The organism is Cryobacterium sp. TMT1-62, assembly GCF_004403145.1.
Taxonomy (GTDB): Bacteria; Actinomycetota; Actinomycetes; order Actinomycetales; family Microbacteriaceae; genus Cryobacterium; species Cryobacterium sandaracinum.
The window spans coordinates 66,654-83,608 of the sequence record NZ_SOGZ01000033.1 but is presented as its reverse complement, the minus strand read 5'-3'; the positions used below and the strand labels follow the sequence as shown (position 1 = coordinate 83,608).

Below are 16,955 nucleotides of genomic sequence, written 5' to 3'. Positions count from 1 at the left end.
TCAGTGACGGATGTCTCAGCCCCCGTGAGCGCCCAGGCCACCCGACACTGCCGGAGGCTAGGATTTTTGCACCTGAACCCGAAGGAAATCCCGTGACGAGCACCGACCGAGCGCGTGTCGAACGATGGCGCGCAGCCGCTGTTCCTGCCCGTAGCCGCAGCATCGAGGTTGATGGGCATCAATTCACCGTGCACTCCCTGAAGAGCACCTCGCCTTCGCCGGACGCGCCGACCTACCTGCTGGTCCACGGCATCGGGGCGTCGCACCGCTACTACCGCCGGGTGCAGAGGAGCCTGGCCGCCATCGGGCATACCCATTCGCTCGATCTGCCCGGATTCGGCGGCACCCGCCGGCCCGTTCGGCCGCTCGCTGTCGAAGAATACGGCGCCCTGCTCGGCCGGCTACTTGATCGACTCGAGGTGCCGCGGGCGGTCCTGGTCGGCCATTCGATGGGCGCCCAATTCGTCACCGAGGTGGCCCGGCAACGCCCCGATGCCGTCTCCCACCTGGTTCTGATCGGCCCTGTCACCGATCCCCGCCGGTCGACAGCCGTGCAACAGGCGCTGGGCCTGACCCGGGATGTGGCCAAGGAGTCGCCGTCGGGCAATCTGATCGTGTTCCGTGACTACCTCGAGTGCGGCCCGCGCTGGTTCTCCACCGAGCTCGTCCCCATGCTCGGCTACCGCACCGACCTGGCCCTTGGCGAGGTGCACTCCCCCATCCTCGTGATCCGAGGCACCAACGACCCCGTCTCGGGCAGCACCTGGTGTGCATCGCTGGCCGCCGCCGCGCCGGACGGGCATGTGTTCGAGGTCGCGGGGCACCGCCACCTGGTGCACCACAGTGCCGCCGTGCAAACCGCCGCCATCATCGAGGGGCACGCCCTGCGGCTTCCGTCGGTCGCGCACCCGGCACAATGATTCGCCGTCTCCTGAACCCCCGTCTGCTGAGTCGCCATCTGCGCGAGGCCTGGTGGTGGCTGCTCGACTATGTCTATGCGGCGACCGGCCAGACCCGTGCGTTCCTCTCCCGCGCCCGGCCCACGGACTTTTGCTCCGGTACCAAAGCCCCGATCGTGATCATCCCCGGGGTGTATGAATCCTGGCAGTTCATGCGACCGTTGATTGAGATACTGCACGGCCACGGGCATCCGGTGCACGTGGTGGCGAAGCTCGGCCGCAACCGGCGTTCTCTGGCGGATGCCGCCGCGACCGTGGCCGCCTACCTCGAGCGGGAGAACCTGAACGGCGTCGTCATCGTGGCGCACAGCAAGGGCGGCCTGATCGGCAAACTGCTCATGACGACGGATGACCCGGGCCGCCGGGTGAGCGGAATGACCGCGATCAGTGCTCCCTTCGGCGGTTCCCGCTATGCGCGCTACTGGGTCGTGCCGAGCATCCGTGCCTTCGCTCCCGCCAACGTGGCCCTGAACGACCTCGGCCTGGACCACCGGGTCAACGACCGCATCACGTCTATCTACGGCGTGTTCGACCCGCATGTCCCCGAGGGCAGTGAACTCGTCGGCGCCCGCAACATCCAGCTCAGGGTCGGCGGGCACTTCCGCATCCTCGGCGACCCGGCGGCCGTGTGTGCCGTGCTCGACGCGGTGACGGATGCCGCGGAGTCGGCAGTCTGACTCCGGGTCGCAGATCGACCTTCGGTTAGCGCGGGGAAGGTGCTTGCCCTGCTGCACGCGGAGCCTGACCGCTCGGGCTGATGTTCAGGCGCAGGGAGGACTCCGCCGCCCCGACTACTTCGCCGCGACAGTGCGGGCGCGGCGCGTATGGCGCTTCGTCGACGAGCCTCCTCGCCCGTAGACCAGGTACATGGTGAACCCCATGATGATCATGAGCAACACGGTGTAGACGAACGTGATCGACATGGAGTCGAGGTTGTTCTCCCCCTCCGTGCTGGCCTTGATCGCAACACCGAGGGGTTGGTAGAGCGGGTGATACAGGAACACCGCGGCGTCATAGTCGTCGAGCAGGCTGTTGAAGTTGAGTGCCGTGATCGCAGCTGCGGTCGGGAGAACCAGCGGAACCAGAACCGTGCGAAGGGTGAACATCGACCCGGCACCGAGGATGCGGGCGGCATCCTCGAGCGACTCCGGCACCGATGCGAAAGCCGCCTTGAGCAATCGCAGGGTGAACGGGATCTTCACGATCACGTAGGCGATCAACAGGAGACTCGTCGTTCCTGTGAGCACCTGGCCGCCGACCATCGGGTTTGGGCGGTCGAACGTCATGACGAGGGCGAGGGCGATGAGAATCGTCGGCAGGATCCAGGGGATGTGCAGCAGGTACTCCAGCGTGGCGGTCAACGGGTTGCGGTGTTTCTGCAGCAACCGTGAGACGAACAGCATCCCGCCGACCACGATCACCGACGCCAGCGCGCTGTAGACGACGCTGACCACGAAGGGTCGGAGCACTGCGGGTGTGCCGAAGACCGTGGCGTAGTTGTCGAGCGTGAACGAATCCCAGCTGATGCTTCCCGTGACGATGGCACTCGAGTGCACGAAGGAAAACAGCACGATCAGCAGCACCGGCGTCGCGTAGACGACGAAGAGAGCGTAGGCGGCAACGTGCACGGCAGCGTTCGCCACTGGGTTCGGGATTCTCTGCTTCTGCAGCGGGGTCGCCACCTTCGCCACCGAGAAGTACACCCCCGACTTTTCGACCCGGTTCATCATTGCCAGCAGCACGATGGTCGCCAGGCCGAGGATCACGGCGAGCAGCGCGGCGAGGTCACGCGACCCGGTGCTCTTGGAGAAGGTGAGGATCATCGGGGCGATCGTTTGGAAATCGGTGCCGCCCAACACGAGCGGCGCTGTCAGTGCGCCGAGACCGGTCAGGAACGTGAGAACTGTCACGGCGAAGATCATCGGGCGCAGGGCGGGCAACACGATTCGCCAGAGGATGCCCATGGTCGACGCGCCCATATTGCGTGCCGCCTCGATGGTCTGGTAGTCGATCTTCGCCAGCGACGATCCCAGGAAAAGCATATGGTTCGTCGTCGTGGCCAGCGTCATCACGACGACGACCGCGAAGTAGCCGGAGAACCAGTTCGGGTCGATCTCAGGAAACCAGTTGCGCACGGCGTTGGTGACGAATCCGTAGCGGCCGTAGATGAAGTTGTAGCCGGCGGCGAGCACGATGCCCCCGTAGATGAGGGTGGTGGCGTAGCCGAGCCACAGCATCCGTGCGCCCCGGATCTTGAAATAGTCGGTGACGAGAACGATGAAGATGCCGACGACATTCACCGTGACGGCCAGCGTGGCGGCCAGCGCGAAGCTGTGCCAGAGGCTGTTCATCGCGCGTTCGGAGCTGACCAGTTTCTCGACGGCCCGAAAGCTGAACTGGCCCTCCGGAAAGAAGGTTCTGATGAGCAGGTTGGCGTTCGGGAAGACCAAAAACGTCGCCACGAACCACAGCGTCACCAGGGTGATGATGACGACGAACGGGGATCGGAACATTGAAGCCCACGACGAAGTGCGCACGGATGCCCCCCTCTAGTACTGCAGGATCGACGACGGGTCGATATACAGCTGCGCCGCAGAACCCGGTTCCAGCGCAGATCCGCCGCCCTCGGGCACCAGGGCACGAATGCTGCTGCCATGACTGTCGATTGTGTAGGTGCTGTGCGAGCCGTGGTAGGAACGGCCGGCGACGACGCCGTCGAGCCGGATCGCATCCGTGTTGCCCGGGGGCGCCTGCAACGACACCTTCTCCAGGCGCAGGTACGACGTTTTTGCTGGTGCAAGACCGGTGCCGCCGCGCTGGCGCAGCTGGTGCACGACGTCGCCCGAGAGCTTGTTCATCGCACCGACGAAGGTGCACACGAACTCGGTGCCGGAGCGGTTGTAGATCTCCTCCGGGGTGCCTACCTGCTCGACCACGCCGTGGTTGAACACGGCGATCCGGTCGCTCATGGTGAGGGCTTCTTCCTGGTCGTGCGTGACGTACACCGTGGTGATGCCGAGTTCCCGCTGCAGGTTTTTCAGCTGTTCGCGCAGCTGCACGCGCAGCTTGGCGTCGAGATTGGAGAGGGGCTCGTCGAGCAGCAGGATGCGCGGCTTGAGCACGAGAGCCCGGGCGATGGCGACCCGCTGCTGCTGGCCACCGGAGAGTTCGGACACGTTCTTCGCGAGCTGCTCCTCGGTGAGCTCGACCTGCGCGGCGATCTCGTCGACGAGCAGCGCCGTTTCGGCCCTCCTGGTCTTTCGCACCCGCAGGCCGAACGCGATGTTCTCCCACACGCTCATGCTGGGGAACAGCGCGTAGTTCTGGAAGACCATGCCCACGCTGCGTTTTTCACTCGGCAGCCGGGTGGCCACCTTCCCGTCGATGTAGATCTCACCCCGGGACGGTTCGATGAACCCCGCGAGCGTGCGCAGGGCCGTCGTCTTGCCGCACCCGGAGGGCCCGAGCAGGGTGAAGAACTCACCCTGCTCGATCTCGAGGGTCAGGTCGGGGATGGCGATCTTCTCGCCGAAGCTCACTTCGACATTCTCGAATCTGATCATGACTGTTCGTGCCCGGGCCGAGACTTAGGGCAGGTACTCGAGCTCGGTCTTCTCGACCCACTCGGAAATACGTTCGCGGGTCAGCGACCAGTCGATGTCCTGCTTGGGGAGGGACTCGATCAATTCGACGACCGCGGGAAGCGCCTCTGCGCGAGCCTTCTCATTCACCGGGTAGGACGCGAATTCGGCGGCGAACTCGCCCTGCACCTCGGCGCCGCCGAACCAGTCGATGAACTTCTCGGCCTGCTCCTGGCGCGGCGTGCCGTTGATGACCGCGATCTGTTCGGTGACGTAGGGGACACCGTCTTCCGGGCTGATCACGCCGGTCTTGGTGGCGTATTCGGCGTCGCGGCTGGTGATTCCGCTGCTCGGAAGCACGCCGTAGTCGACCTCGTCGCGGGTCAGGCGCGCATACAGGTCGGTGCCCTCGACGGCTGGCGAACCGTGCTCGTAGTAGTCCTGCACCTGCTTCCAGCCGGCATCCGAGATGCCCAGGTCACCCTTCTCGTCGGCATAGGGCGCGAGCAAGCCGGCGAGCACCAATTGCGGGGTGGCCTGGCCGAGGCTGGTGTTCACTTCGTATCGGCCGTCGTATTCGGCGTCGTCCCACAGGTCGCTGACCTGTTTCGGGGCGTCTGCGCTCTTCACGGTGTTGGTGTCGTAGACGGTGACGATGGCCTGTTCGACCAGGGGCCAGAACGCCCCGTCCTTGGCGTCGCCGGCTTTCTTGTCGACATCCCCGGACCACTCCGGCGTGTAGGCGGCAACGGCATCCTCTGCCTTCAGCGTTTCGAAGAACATATTGTTCAGGCCGAAGACAACATCGCCCACCGGGTTATTCTTCTCGGCGACGATGCGGTTGGCGAGGTCGGCCCCGCCCAGCCCCACGATCTCGATCTTCATCCCGGCCTCGGCCGCCTTCGCCGTCACCCATTCCCCACGCCCATCCGAATTGGAGTTCGTGTAGACGATGAGGGTTCCGGAGGATTCCCCCGACGACGACGCCTCGCCTGCCGTGCTGCTGCATGACGTCAACGCAACGGTGCTGAGAAGCACGGTCGCAAGGGTGGCCGCGGTGAGGGTGCGCTTGTGCAAGAGTCAGTCCTTTTCTGGGCCGCGAGAGGGCAGATGGCCACTCACCGGCCGAATCAAGTTTTAGCAACGGTTCGTTCACACTAAGGCGCAGCAAATCCAGCTCCAGGCCATCTGAACGAAAGTTCGTCTGGCGTTAACTGGCTGTACTGACGCCGTTGGAAGCGATGCCGCAGTTGATGTCTTGCGCACGCAGCTGATACAGAAATACCCGGGTTTAACTTGGCGCTCGTTCCCCGAAGCAGGCCCAGGCGCACTAATGCCAACGCGTCACGCGGCCCCGGCCTCGGCAGGGCCGACCTCCCCGAGATAGCCCTTCGACCATACGTAGAGCAAGAGCACACGATGGGCTCAGACCGCGATCGAACCACGATTGCTCGCGAGAGCGATGGACCTGCTCGCAAAGAATGACCAGGACTGGCAGCATGCCTCCACCCTCAATCCGCAGATGAAGCGCATGGACCCGTCATTCCAGGAACGAACTTTGGGATTCCGGCCCTGACCACCCTGGTCGACGTTCAGTCGACCAAGCACGTCTGGTCAGCAGAGGGTCTCGTCGAACGCCACTATTGCCGCGGCCAGGGAGGCCGATTGGTAATCCTCGATCAATGCAGACGCCGTCGTATCCCGCAGGTTTGTCACTTCAGCCGTGGGATTCGTGATGGCGGAGGTAAGTTGCAATAGCTGCTTGAGATCGGCCTGAGTCTTCGGTGTTCCGGAACCAGACATCGCCAGGGCAAGGTTGCAGGCGGCTCGCACATCGCTGTCACCATAGGCCTCGATCTGCTCGAGCCAACGGGCGGCATTCTTCTCCGCGGCAGCAGAACCGCCTCCTACGATGAGTTCGGTCTCGTTTGCAGATCGGCCGAGAATGCGCCCCAGATCATCCAGGCTGCTCGTGCCACTCCGAGCGCAACTGGCGCCCGTGAGGAGAAACCCAGCAAGTACGAGCGCCAAGAACGTCCGGGCTGAGGCGTGCGGCCCCCTGGCCGATGGTAAGCGGATGCTGTCATGTGTCATGTCGATCCCACTCCAGTCAGATGCGATTCAAGCTCCTGGTTTCTCCGGCGGCGCCGGTGTTCGCTCTGTGGCCAGGCCGTCCGAAACGGGTCCGGAACCCGGTTTTACGACGCCGGCTCCCGCTCCGGCAATCGGCACCCGTGTCGTCTGCATTTCCCGCTCTAGCTCAATCTTTGAACGAGTCAGCTCGGCGTTTGTCTGTAGGTCTTGTACGGCTTGAACCCCCGAGGTAGCGGCCCGCTGCCCGAAGTAGAAGCCGACGATTGCGATGACGACCGTCGACAGTGTGGCGAAGATCGTCTCGGCGAAGTCAGTGCTTGCGCCAGAAGCCGGCGCCAGCACCACATCGTAGGTGCGCCCGGTCCCGTCGGCGGCGCCAGCCTCGGCAACATTGACGCTGATGACGCGTTCAGACGGAAAGCCCGCGAGTGTGCTTTCCGAAACTCCGGTGGATTTCGCGCCCCGCGATTCGCGCAAGCTGAGCTGACTGAACAGGTAGATCGACGAAAACGCGAAGAGGAGCAGAAGCAAGAGCGCAATCACCGCGCTGATGCTGCCGTTCGGAAGATTGAGCGCACCACGGTTTGCCGTGCCATCCATAACTCGGGAAATCCAGGCCACCAGCGTGAGCAGGACGAGGAGCGCTGATAGTCCGAGGAGGATCCAGACGGTGAGCGCGATCTCGGCCGGTACACCCACAGGCTGCTGAGCAAGCACTGTGATCAGAACCGTCAGAGCGGCCAGGACAACAGTGAGCACACCGCCCGTGACGTAGAGGGCGGTGTTGCTCGGTTCGCTTGCGCCCACTCTCGGCATCATCACAGCTCCCATCCGAATCGTTGCACGCAACATACACCTGGGACTCAGGTAGCGCTCATCTGAACGTGGCCCGGCACACTGAGACACGGGCGGTCTTCGCCTCAGTGTTGTTGTTGGCATCATGCACCCCGAGTTCAAGCAGGTGCTGCTGCCCTGGCTCACCGAACGCCTGATGTTCCCGGGCGTCACTGGAGCGGGGTGGACCGATTCGCAGATCGAACGCGACGAGCGCGACCGCCGCAAACTGTTCGTGGGCATCACCCGAGCTCGCGACGAAGTGTGGGTCGGCTGCATCGCGGCGCAGGGATCGTCTGCGTGACCTACCCAATCCCCAGCTGCACCGGCAGCGGAAAGTGATCACGCGTTACTCATACACGTCCCGACGATGGCCGACGGTGACCACGACCACCACGAGGATGTCGTTGCGAATGATGTAGATGATCCGGTAGTCACCCACCCGCACCCGATAACCGAGTACGAGCCCGGCCGCATCGAGAAGGGAAGCGTCGGGGGCGAAGGTGACGAGAAGGTCGATGTCGCTGCCGGCGGCATCCGTGCCCTGGGCGATGCTGCCGAAGACTCGCACGGCGCCGGCACCGCGGTGGCCGGCCAGTTCGAGCACACGGCGCCGCTCGCGCGCCAGCACGAGAGACGGCCGCTCAACGGCGGCAGCCAGGATGCGAGCGAGAGTTTCCGGCCGCGGCTGCACCCGACCAACCTCGTAGGCGGAGCGGTTGGGCTGCGGAAGTCTGGCACGAAGGGCCAGCTGGCTCTGCGAGAGATTGGCCCGTAAACGAGCCTTAAGAATCCGGGTGGACGCACTCATGCCGAGACTATAGCTGGAGGCCGTGCGAACGAGTTGATCGCAACCACGCCCCACGCTTTTTTGAATCACCGCAGACAAATTTGATGCGATCCCGAACCCCGCCCACGGTTGGTTCAGTATGCGTTTTTGCGGTGGTCGACGTTTACGGCCAGGAAGACCAGAGTCTCGTCCATGATCTGAACGAGGACGCGGTAGTCCCCTACTCGGTATCGCCACACGCCGGAGTGGTTTGCGGTCAAACCCTTCCCGCGTTGGCGAGGATCGTCGAGACGTTCGACGTCCTCGAGGTATGACAGGACTCGTCGCTGCACAGCGCGGTCCAGCTTCCTGAATTGGCAATCGAACTGCTCGGTGGTCTCAACGCGCCACCGGGCGATCACAGCTCAGACTCGGCTTTCAGCGCCGAGAGCGGCCGGGAGCGGCGGCCTGCGGCTTCAAAAGCGTTCAGCGATTCGTCGGCCGCAAAGGCGTCCTCCAGATCGGTCAAGTGCTCGCGGAGGGCAGCTCGAACGTAGAAGCTCTTCGAACGCCCCGTGCGCCTGGACAGCTCCTCCAGCCGCTCCTCTTCCTCGGGGGTGAGACGGATTGAGATCGTCACGCTGCCACCTTCCAAAGTAAGACATGTTTACAAAATGATACATCCGTCCTGAAATTGCGTCCAGCCTCAGCCTCAGCCTCAAGCCCAATAGACCCGACAACGCTTTGCATTCCTATCCAATGCGCACGCCGAGGCTCGCCCTGGTCGAAGCTGGCCTTCGCCGGCAGTGGGAAGACGCGCTCGGCGGGAAGCATCGAGCACTCCTGGGCCGTACCGCTGTGCCCGCTGGTACGCGGCGACCGCCAACCACACCAGTTCGCCCACCCGCACGTGCTGCGCGCCGTCGCCGGCCGCCTCCACGATCCTTGCTCCGGGGTCGGTCAGCAGCAGATCGACAAACTGAAGAACGGACTGTTCACCGCTCTTGCTGTACACAATTCGCTTCAGGTCGGAGGTAACGCTGACGGGGGCGGAAAGTTCCTCTCTGCGCCCCAGACGGCCCCACGGTCTAGACCCTCCTGCAATTGCTCACCATGCCGGGCCAACGAGCGAATCTCACTGCTGATGACTGGGGCGTCAGCCGCGAAGCAGCCCCCACACACGATGAGGGCGACCCCGCACCGCGGGGCCGCCCTCTGGCGAAACGTCGAGCCGGTGAACCTAAACGGCCTCGGCCGCCGCTTCCTTTTCCGCCTTGCGACGAGCCTTCTCGGCGTCGAGAACGGCCTTCTCGGCCGCCTTCTCTTCGGCGATCCAGACGTCACGCTTGGCCCCGGGCACCCAGCCCTTGTCCACAACGTGGATCTGGTAGACGATCGCGACGCTGACGAGCACCACGGCGATGAGGATCGCAAGGACGACCCCGAGTCCGCCGCCCACACCGACGCTGACACCCACGAGGGTGCCGAACCAACCGAAGTCGGCGTCGCCGAAGGTGCTGTTGGCGAAGCCGAAGTCGCCGAGAACCAGTAGCAGGATGGCGGGCAGGATGGTGATGATCACGCCGTTGACGAAGCCACCGAGCATGGCACCGAGGCGTCCGCCGGTCGCGTTGCCGTAGACACCGGCTCCACCACCGGTGAAGAAGTGCGGCACCATGCCGGGGAGGATCAGTGCGAGCCCGAACATCGGGTTCAGCCAGATTGCCAGCACACCCAGCGCAAGGAGGCCACCGGCGAACGAGCTCAGGAAGCCGATGAGCACGGCGTTGGCGCCGAACGGGAACACGATCGGGATGTCGAGCGCGGGACGCGCACCGGGCACAACCTTTTCGGCGATCCCCTGGAACGCGGGGACCAGCTCGCCGAGCACGGTGCGCACACCGTAGAGGATGACCGCGACACCCACACCGAACTGCAGGGCCTGGGCAAAGGCCGCCATGATGAACGCGCCGGCGTCGGCGGAGCCGAAGATGTCGAGCGCCTCCTGCAGCGGCAGGGCGATGAGGCCCCAGATGGCGAAGACCAGGTAGATGAGAACCATCGACAGTGAGGTGGCGACCATCGAGTCGCGCAGGAATTTGAGGCCCTGCGGAAACTTGATCTCTTCGGTCGACTTGCTGCGGTGACCGACGGCCTGGCCGGCGGCACCGGCAGCGATGTAGCCGAGGGTGCCGAAGTGGCCGATCGCGATGGTGTCGTTGCCGGTGATCTTCTTGGTCCAGGGGTGCGCGAACGCGGGCATGACCACCATGATCACGCCGAGCAGCAGAGCGCCGATGACGACCACGAGCCAGCCGGCGCCGTCTCCGAATCCGACGGAGAGCACCACGGTGAGCATCGTGGCCATGAAGACCATGTGGTGCCCGGTGAGGAAGACGTACTTCAGCGGGGTGAAGCGGGCCAGGGCCAGCATCACCAGGAACCCGAGGGTGAGCACGTAGGCGCTCTGGGCGCCGAACTCGTCCTGCGCGATGGCGGTGATGACCTCGTTGGTGGGAATAACACCCTGGGCGCCGGTGACCGCGAGGATCAGTTTGCCCAGCGGGTCGAGGGAGCCCACCACGACGCCGGCGCCGGCACCGAGGATCAGGAAGCCGAGGGCCGCTTTGAGGGAGCCGCCGATCACCTGTCCGGCGTTGCGCTTGAGTGCCATAAGTCCGATGGCGGTGATTATGCCGATCAGGTAAGCCGGAACGTTGAGGATCTGTTGACCGATGAAGTTCAGTACGACGACGAGCCACTCCATTGTGGGAGCTCCATATTCTGTGAGAAGGGAAGGTGAAAGGGGTTACTCGACGGCGGCGGTGAGCTTCTCAGTGATCTCCTCGAGATCGAAGAAGTTGTTGATGACGATGACCTCGGCGGGAACATCGCCGAGTTCTTCGGCCAGCTCCGCCGAGGTGAGCACGATCTCGGCCGTCTGAGCGGCACCGCGAGCCACGCCCATATCGGCGGCCTCGACATCCGCATCGATACCAAGCTTCGCGAGAACCTTCTCGGCGTTCATTTTCAGGAGCACGGACGTACCGATGCCCATTCCACAGACGGCGACGATCTTCATGGGGTGCCTTTCGATTGGGTGAGATCAGAGAGTAGAAGAGTGGGGTGGATGCGTGTGCCGCGCGTTACGCGACTGCGGCGAACCCGCCGAGCACGGCGCGAACGTCGGCCGGACTGGTGGCCGCGGTGAGGCGCTCCATGGCCGACCTGTCGGAGAGAACACCGGCCAGTGCGCGCATCACGGCGAGGTGAGCGTCGTGGTCGACGGCGGCGAGCCCGATCACGAGGTTGACGGGGTCGTTGGCCTTGTTGCCGAATTTGACGGGGGTGGCCAGGCTCACCCAGCTGAGTCCGCCGGTGAGAACCGCCGGAGACGGCCGGGAGTGCGCCAGGGCGATGCCCGGGGCGATGACGATGTAGGGGCCGTGCTTTTCGACAGCGTCGATCATCTCGTCGGTGTAAGCATCCGTGGTTGCTCCACCCAACACGAGGCCGTCGCCGGCGAGACGGATCGCGGCACGCCAGTCGGCTGCATCCGCCTGGGTCACGATGGACGACAGTGCTTCGGCGAGGTTGAGTGCCACGAATGAACTCCGTTGTTTGGATTCGATCCACCCCTGATTGCGAGGGCGATTGGGATGATTGTACAAGCCTGAGCGACCTTTTGTCTATAAATGTACTAAAGTTTTTGAAATTGACTCTCTAGCGTCGCCAAATGGCGTCGTAGGCAACGAATGGCGGGCGCGGCCAGTGTGGGAACTGCCGAGGCTCCAGCGCGAGTTAGATCGACGGAACGAGCGGGGAGAGACCGGGCAGGGCGCCACGGGTTAACCGGCTGATGCGGTCGGCCTCGAAGAGTGCGTCCTGGGCGATGAGCGAGGCTCCCGTGATGCCGGCGATGTGGCCGAGCCGGGATTTCTCCACCACCAGCCCCTGCAGGGCGAAGTCCCGGGCGCCGGCGAAGATAGCGTCGCGGATGGCGCCGAGGAAGGGCTCGCCGGCCTGGGCGAGGTTGCCGCCGACCACCACGGCCTGCGGGTTGAGCAGACCCACCACGTGCGCCAGGCTCTGCCCGATGGCGGTGCCGGTCTCGCTGAGCAGCCGCCGCACCTCGGGGTCGCCCTGGTTGGCGAGGCCGACGATGTCGTTGCTGGTGCGCACCCGGTAGCCCCGGCGCTGCAGCTCGCGGCGGATCACCGCACCGCTGGCGCTCGTCTCGAGCCGTTCGGTGCGGGCTCCGCCGGAGCGCACCGGGCTGAGATCGCCCGCGCCTCCTCGGGAGCCGTGGTAGATCGAGCCGTCGAGCACAAACGCCAAACCGACCCCGATGCCGGCTTTGAGCACCGCCACGTCTCGGTATTCGCTCCAGCCTCGCCGCGCCTCGGCGAGCGCCATGATGTTCACGTCCCGGTCCACGGCGAATACGGCATTGTCAAAGCGGCCGGCGAAGTAGTCCTTCACCAAAACGCCGTCCCACTGCGCGTCCACCTGCCCGGTGGCGAGCCGCCCGGTCACAAAATCGACCGGGCCGGGCACGCCCACGCCGATCCCCACCACGTCGGCGCGGGTCTTGCCGAGCCGATCGAGCATGTGGTCGAAGACCTGGCCGGCCCATTCGAAGATCTTGGCCGGCCCCTCGCTCAGCCCGATGTCGGCTTCATCCTCGCTGAGAATGGTGGAGACCAGGTCGGTGATGGCCAGCCGGGTGTGCGATCCACCAATGTCCACGGCGAACAGCAGGCCGGCGTGCGGATTGACCGCGAACTCCTCGGGCGGGCGGCCGCCGCGGGAATCGAGTTGCCCCACACTCACCACGATCGACGCGAGCAGCAGTTCGTCCAGGCGCCGCGCCAGGGTGATCCGCGACCAGCCGAGCTGGTCGATGAGGCCGCTGCGGGTGGTGGCGAGGCCGGACCGGATCAGACCGAGCACCACGCCCGAGCCCGTAGATAAAGTGTGAGCCATCGAATCCTTACCCCTCCGACGCATCCGCGGGTGCACTGCACACTCGCCGGATCCGTTATTGACTTAAGTACATTTGTATACCAAAGTGTCTCCCATGGCTACCGAATCAACAAATCCCACGTCAACGACGACGCAGCCCGAGCTCGACACCCGCGCTGTCGCGAGTGCCCAAGCCCTGGCCGCCCACATCGTGCAGGCCAAAGGACATGGACACGGCGGCACCGCCATGGCATTGGCGCCATTGTCCCACGTCTTGTTCTCCCGAGTTCTGCGTCACTCCCCCGCCCACCCCGACTGGCCCGCCCGCGACCGCTTCGTTCTTTCCGCCGGTCACGCCAGCCTTCTGCTCTATACCCAGCTGTTCTTCACCGGCTACGGCCTCACCCTCGACGACCTCGCCAAGAGCCGCTCCCTCGGCTCCAAGACGCCCGGACACCCCGAGGTGCACCACACCGTCGGCGTGGAGATGAGCACCGGACCGCTCGGCCAGGGCGTCGCCTCCGCCGTGGGCATGGCCATGGCCGCCCGGCACGAGAGCGCCGTGTTCACCCCCGGCTCCACCCTGCTCGACCACACCACCTGGGTGCTGGCGGGCGACGGATGCCTGCAGGAGGGCGTCTCCGGTGAGGCGTCGAGCCTGGCCGGCACGCTCGGTCTCGACAACCTGGTTCTCATTTGGGACGACAACGGCATCACCATCGACTCCAGCACCGCCGACACCTTCACGGAAGACGTGCGCGCCCGGTACCGGGCCTACGGATGGCGCGTGCTCGAGATCGACACCCCCAACAACCTTGATGCCCTCGAGGCCACCCTCCGCGCGGCGGCGGAACGCACCGGCCGCCCCACCCTGGTTGCTCTCCGCACGGTCATCGGTGCCCCCTCCGCAAAGTTCGGCGGCAGGTCGGCCGCGCACGCGGGTGGGTTCGGCGCCGACGAGCTCGCCGCGGTGAAGACGACACTGGGCTTCGCCCCCGATGCTCCCCTGCAGGGCCTCGTCGCCCCCGAGACCCTCGAACACACCCGCGGGGCGCTCACCCGCGGCGATGAACTGCACCGCGAATGGGAGGCCGACCTGGCCTCCTGGAGCACCCTCGACCCCGAGGCCTCAGCGCGCTGGATTGCCTTCCGCGGCGGCGAGTTCGACACGTCTGCTCTCGACTCGGTCAAGGTCGGCAGCCCCGGCGACCTGATCGCCACCCGCAAGACCAACGGCGCCGTGCTCCGCGCCCTGCAGGGCGCAGTTCCCCTGTGGGGCGGCTCCGCAGATCTCGCCGGCTCCACCACCGTAGAGGTCGACGGCGACCGTTTCTCCGCAACCAACTCGGCCGGCGAGTTCATCCGGTTCGGCATCCGGGAACACGCCATGGCGGCCATCATCAATGGCATCGCCCTGCAGGGCCCGTGGCGCCCGTTCGCCTCCACCTACCTGGTCTTCAGCGACTACATGCGCCCGAGCATCCGTCTCGGCGCCCTGATGGGCCTCGGCGCGGTGTACGTCTTCACCCACGACTCCGTCGCCGTCGGCGAAGACGGCCCCACCCACCAGCCCGTCGAGCAGATCGCGTCGCTTCGCACCGTTCCGAGCCTCGACGTGGTGCGCCCCGCCGACTCCATTGAGGTCGTCGCCGCCTGGCGTCGCATCCTCGCCTCCCCCGACCGGCCTGTCGCGCTCATCCTCAGCCGGCAGGATCTGCCGGTGCTCGAGAGCAGCGACACAACTCCTGCAGGCGTCACGGCCGGCGGCTATGTGCGCTGGCAACACGGCGACGGTGACGACCTGGCCATCCTCGCCACCGGCAGCGAGGTCCACCTCGCGATCGATGCCGCCGCCCGCTTGGCAGAGGAGGGCATCTCCGCCCGCGTGGTCTCCCTGCCCTGTGCCGAGTGGTTCGCGGAGCAGAACGCCGACTACCGCGAATCGGTGTTACCGACCGCCCTGCGCGCCCGCGTCGCCGTCGAGGCGGGCCGCGGCGACGCCTGGTACCGCTGGGTCGGCCTCGACGGGTGCGTGGTGTCGATCGAGGAATTCGGCGAGTCGGGCAGCGGCCCCGAGGTGCTGCGTCGCCGCGGCATCCACCTCGACGCGGTCATCGCCGCCGCGCACGTCACCCTCGGCGCGCACCCCGGCACGCCGCAAGGCACCTCCAAACCCCTCACCAACGAAGAACGCACCTCATGATCACTCTCGCCCCGACGCCACAAGCGTCGCCCGCCAGATCGACCACACCCTGCTCACGCCCGAGGCCACCGCCGCAGAGTTGACGGCCCTCATCGCCGAGGCGATCGAGCTCAGCACCTACTCCGTCTGCGTATCACCGTCGATGCTGCCGCTCTTGATCCCCGCAGGCGCCGACCTCAAGGTCACGGTCGTCTGCGGCTTCCCCAGCGGCAAGCACCACAGCTCCGTCAAGGCCGCCGAGGCCGCGCTCGCCATCGAGCAGGGCACCGACGAGATCGACATGGTCATCGACATCGGTGCTGTCAAGCCCGGCCGGTTCGCCGACGTGCAGGCCGACATCGCGGCCGTGCGCGCGAGAACCCCCGCACCGAAGGTGCTCAAGGTCATCAGCGTGCGCAGCTTCGACGATGCCCGAGCTATGATCGCTGCGGGCGCGAGTCGCCTCGGCGTCTCCGGCAGCGCCGCACTGCTCAGCGGCAGCACGCACGCCGTCCCGACCGGCACCTACTGGGCGTCCGTGCCGGCCTCGCCGAACTCGATTGGGCGGACAGGTCTGCTCGCCTGGAACCGTCGCATCGTTCCGCGCGCGTTCGCACTGCATGCGCTCGACAAGGGGCCGACGTGGCCGCCGACAGGGTCGCCCGCATTCAGCCTGATCCCCCGCCGAAAAGCACCCCTAGTTCGGGTTATGTTGCCTGACCGACAGTGACCCGTGCCCGGGCGCGACGACACATTTTGCGGCGTAGATCGGAACTCCGCCGTGCTCCGCTGTCTGGGTCAGAACGAGGACCGCCGCTGCCGGCTCTATGTTCAGCAGTTTCCCTCGCGTGGGGCCAGCGTCGGTTGCGACGATCTGGCACACGCTGTTTGTGAAGACGTGGCCGTTGGCCTGCATGGATGCGAGGAGTGTCCGTGGTTCGGCGGCGATCTCCGAGAGTTCGGATGCGATTCGCGCGCTCACATCACTGAGGTAGCGCCCAGCGGGGAGATGCTCTTGAACAGTGGCCACGGGAACGCCATCCTGCAGCAAGACGCTCTCGCGGATCCAGGCGTTGGCAGCCGGGTCGAGCGAGAGCCGGTGGGACACGAAGTCTGTAACCCCTTCCAACTCGAAGCGCACCGGCTGAACAGTCAACGTCATGTTCGGGTCGGCTAGAGCGACCTCAAATGGCCGCAGCTGCTCCAGTCCGCCGTGCGGGATGAAGTCCGTTACGAATCGTCCAACTCCGCGACGGGTGACCAGTAACCCGTCTTCTTCGAGGAGCATCAGCGCCTCGCGTACGGGTGTGCGGCTGACGCCGAGCATTGCCGAGAGCTCTGTTTCCCTCGGCAGCATTTCGCCGAGCCGGAACACACCAGAGCGGATTCCATCTGCGAGCCGCGTGTAGACGGCGACTCGAATCGGCTGGCCGACGGTGAGGTAGAGCTGCTGGTGAAAGAACGGGTGCGGTTCCAAACGGGTCGTCACGAGACCTCCTTGTCACCCCGAACGTATCACATTTGATATGCTACCTGAGAGGTATAACTTCATACTATTCAGACGAAGGGGT

At 65.3% G+C, this 16,955-nt stretch carries 18 protein-coding genes; 5 read left to right on the top strand and 13 right to left on the bottom strand.

Annotated elements, in window-relative coordinates; all coding sequences use genetic code 11:
- Positions 1-92 precede the first annotated feature (92 nt).
- Both E3T34_RS15845 and E3T34_RS09400 read left to right on the top strand, forming a co-directional pair.
- A complete protein-coding gene (locus tag E3T34_RS15845; RefSeq protein WP_166784784.1) occupies positions 93-920 on the top strand; it encodes an alpha/beta fold hydrolase in 828 nt (275 codons plus the stop codon).
- Positions 917-1,636, top strand: a complete 720-nt coding sequence (locus tag E3T34_RS09400; protein ID WP_174843134.1) for a triacylglycerol lipase — start codon at positions 917-919, stop codon at positions 1,634-1,636. The genes E3T34_RS15845 and E3T34_RS09400 overlap by 4 nt, the downstream gene beginning before the upstream one ends.
- A 114-nt stretch (positions 1,637-1,750) precedes the next feature.
- On the opposite strand, the gene E3T34_RS09395 is transcribed toward E3T34_RS09400, so the two are convergent.
- From E3T34_RS09395 to E3T34_RS09370, 5 genes are all read right to left on the bottom strand, one after another.
- Positions 1,751-3,472, bottom strand: a complete 1,722-nt coding sequence (locus E3T34_RS09395; RefSeq protein ID WP_166785874.1) for an iron ABC transporter permease — start codon at positions 3,470-3,472, stop codon at positions 1,751-1,753.
- A gap of 36 nt (positions 3,473-3,508) precedes the next feature.
- On the bottom strand, positions 3,509-4,522 hold the full coding sequence (locus E3T34_RS09390) for an ABC transporter ATP-binding protein (RefSeq protein ID WP_134342824.1): 1,014 nt from the start codon (positions 4,520-4,522) through the stop codon (positions 3,509-3,511).
- 24 nt (positions 4,523-4,546) lie between these two features.
- Positions 4,547-5,617 carry an extracellular solute-binding protein gene (locus E3T34_RS09385; RefSeq protein ID WP_134342823.1) on the bottom strand — a complete coding sequence of 357 codons (1,071 nt, stop codon included), beginning with the start codon at positions 5,615-5,617 and terminating at the stop codon, positions 4,547-4,549.
- Between the two features lie 537 nt (positions 5,618-6,154).
- On the bottom strand, positions 6,155-6,634 hold the full coding sequence (locus tag E3T34_RS09375; protein ID WP_134342821.1) for a hypothetical protein: 480 nt from the start codon (positions 6,632-6,634) through the stop codon (positions 6,155-6,157).
- A gap of 27 nt (positions 6,635-6,661) precedes the next feature.
- Complete coding sequence (locus tag E3T34_RS09370) at positions 6,662-7,441, bottom strand: hypothetical protein (RefSeq protein ID WP_134342820.1); 780 nt, start codon at positions 7,439-7,441, stop codon at positions 6,662-6,664.
- Positions 7,442-7,574: 133 nt separating this feature from the next.
- Here E3T34_RS09370 and E3T34_RS09365 point away from each other — a divergent pair, with 133 nt between their 5' ends.
- Positions 7,575-7,772: a hypothetical protein gene (locus E3T34_RS09365; RefSeq protein WP_134342819.1), complete on the top strand. Its 198-nt coding sequence runs from the start codon at positions 7,575-7,577 to the stop codon at positions 7,770-7,772.
- A 45-nt stretch (positions 7,773-7,817) separates the two neighbouring features.
- Here the strand turns inward: E3T34_RS09365 and E3T34_RS09360 are convergent, their stop codons facing one another.
- The 7 genes from E3T34_RS09360 to E3T34_RS09330 form a co-directional block, all read right to left on the bottom strand.
- Positions 7,818-8,279 carry a nucleotidyltransferase domain-containing protein gene (locus E3T34_RS09360; RefSeq protein WP_134342818.1) on the bottom strand — a complete coding sequence of 154 codons (462 nt, stop codon included), beginning with the start codon at positions 8,277-8,279 and terminating at the stop codon, positions 7,818-7,820.
- A gap of 113 nt (positions 8,280-8,392) precedes the next feature.
- Positions 8,393-8,659, bottom strand: a complete 267-nt coding sequence (locus E3T34_RS09355; protein ID WP_255453040.1) for a type II toxin-antitoxin system RelE/ParE family toxin — start codon at positions 8,657-8,659, stop codon at positions 8,393-8,395.
- Positions 8,656-8,877 carry a DUF6290 family protein gene (locus tag E3T34_RS09350; protein WP_104171445.1) on the bottom strand — a complete coding sequence of 74 codons (222 nt, stop codon included), beginning with the start codon at positions 8,875-8,877 and terminating at the stop codon, positions 8,656-8,658. The genes E3T34_RS09355 and E3T34_RS09350 overlap by 4 nt, the downstream gene beginning before the upstream one ends.
- 600 nt (positions 8,878-9,477) lie before the next feature.
- Entirely contained in the window at positions 9,478-11,004 is a 1,527-nt protein-coding gene (locus E3T34_RS09345; RefSeq protein WP_134342817.1) for a PTS ascorbate transporter subunit IIC, read from the bottom strand.
- 42 nt (positions 11,005-11,046) lie between these two features.
- A complete protein-coding gene (locus E3T34_RS09340; RefSeq protein WP_134342816.1) occupies positions 11,047-11,319 on the bottom strand; it encodes a PTS sugar transporter subunit IIB in 273 nt (90 codons plus the stop codon).
- 64 nt (positions 11,320-11,383) lie between these two features.
- Positions 11,384-11,842 carry a PTS sugar transporter subunit IIA gene (locus tag E3T34_RS09335; RefSeq protein WP_134342815.1) on the bottom strand — a complete coding sequence of 153 codons (459 nt, stop codon included), beginning with the start codon at positions 11,840-11,842 and terminating at the stop codon, positions 11,384-11,386.
- Between the two features lie 196 nt (positions 11,843-12,038).
- Positions 12,039-13,223: an ROK family protein gene (locus E3T34_RS09330; protein ID WP_134342814.1), complete on the bottom strand. Its 1,185-nt coding sequence runs from the start codon at positions 13,221-13,223 to the stop codon at positions 12,039-12,041.
- A gap of 94 nt (positions 13,224-13,317) precedes the next feature.
- Between E3T34_RS09330 and tkt the strand changes: the two genes are divergently transcribed.
- Both tkt and E3T34_RS09320 read left to right on the top strand, forming a co-directional pair.
- On the top strand, positions 13,318-15,405 hold the full coding sequence (gene tkt / locus E3T34_RS09325; RefSeq protein ID WP_134342813.1) for a transketolase: 2,088 nt from the start codon (positions 13,318-13,320) through the stop codon (positions 15,403-15,405).
- A 37-nt stretch (positions 15,406-15,442) separates the two neighbouring features.
- Complete coding sequence (locus E3T34_RS09320; RefSeq protein WP_134342852.1) at positions 15,443-16,114, top strand: deoxyribose-phosphate aldolase; 672 nt, start codon at positions 15,443-15,445, stop codon at positions 16,112-16,114.
- Here the strand turns inward: E3T34_RS09320 and E3T34_RS09315 are convergent.
- Positions 16,082-16,873, bottom strand: coding sequence for a GntR family transcriptional regulator (locus E3T34_RS09315; RefSeq protein ID WP_134342812.1), 792 nt, complete (start codon positions 16,871-16,873; stop codon positions 16,082-16,084). The genes E3T34_RS09320 and E3T34_RS09315 overlap by 33 nt on opposite strands.
- Positions 16,874-16,955: the final 82 nt, after the last annotated feature.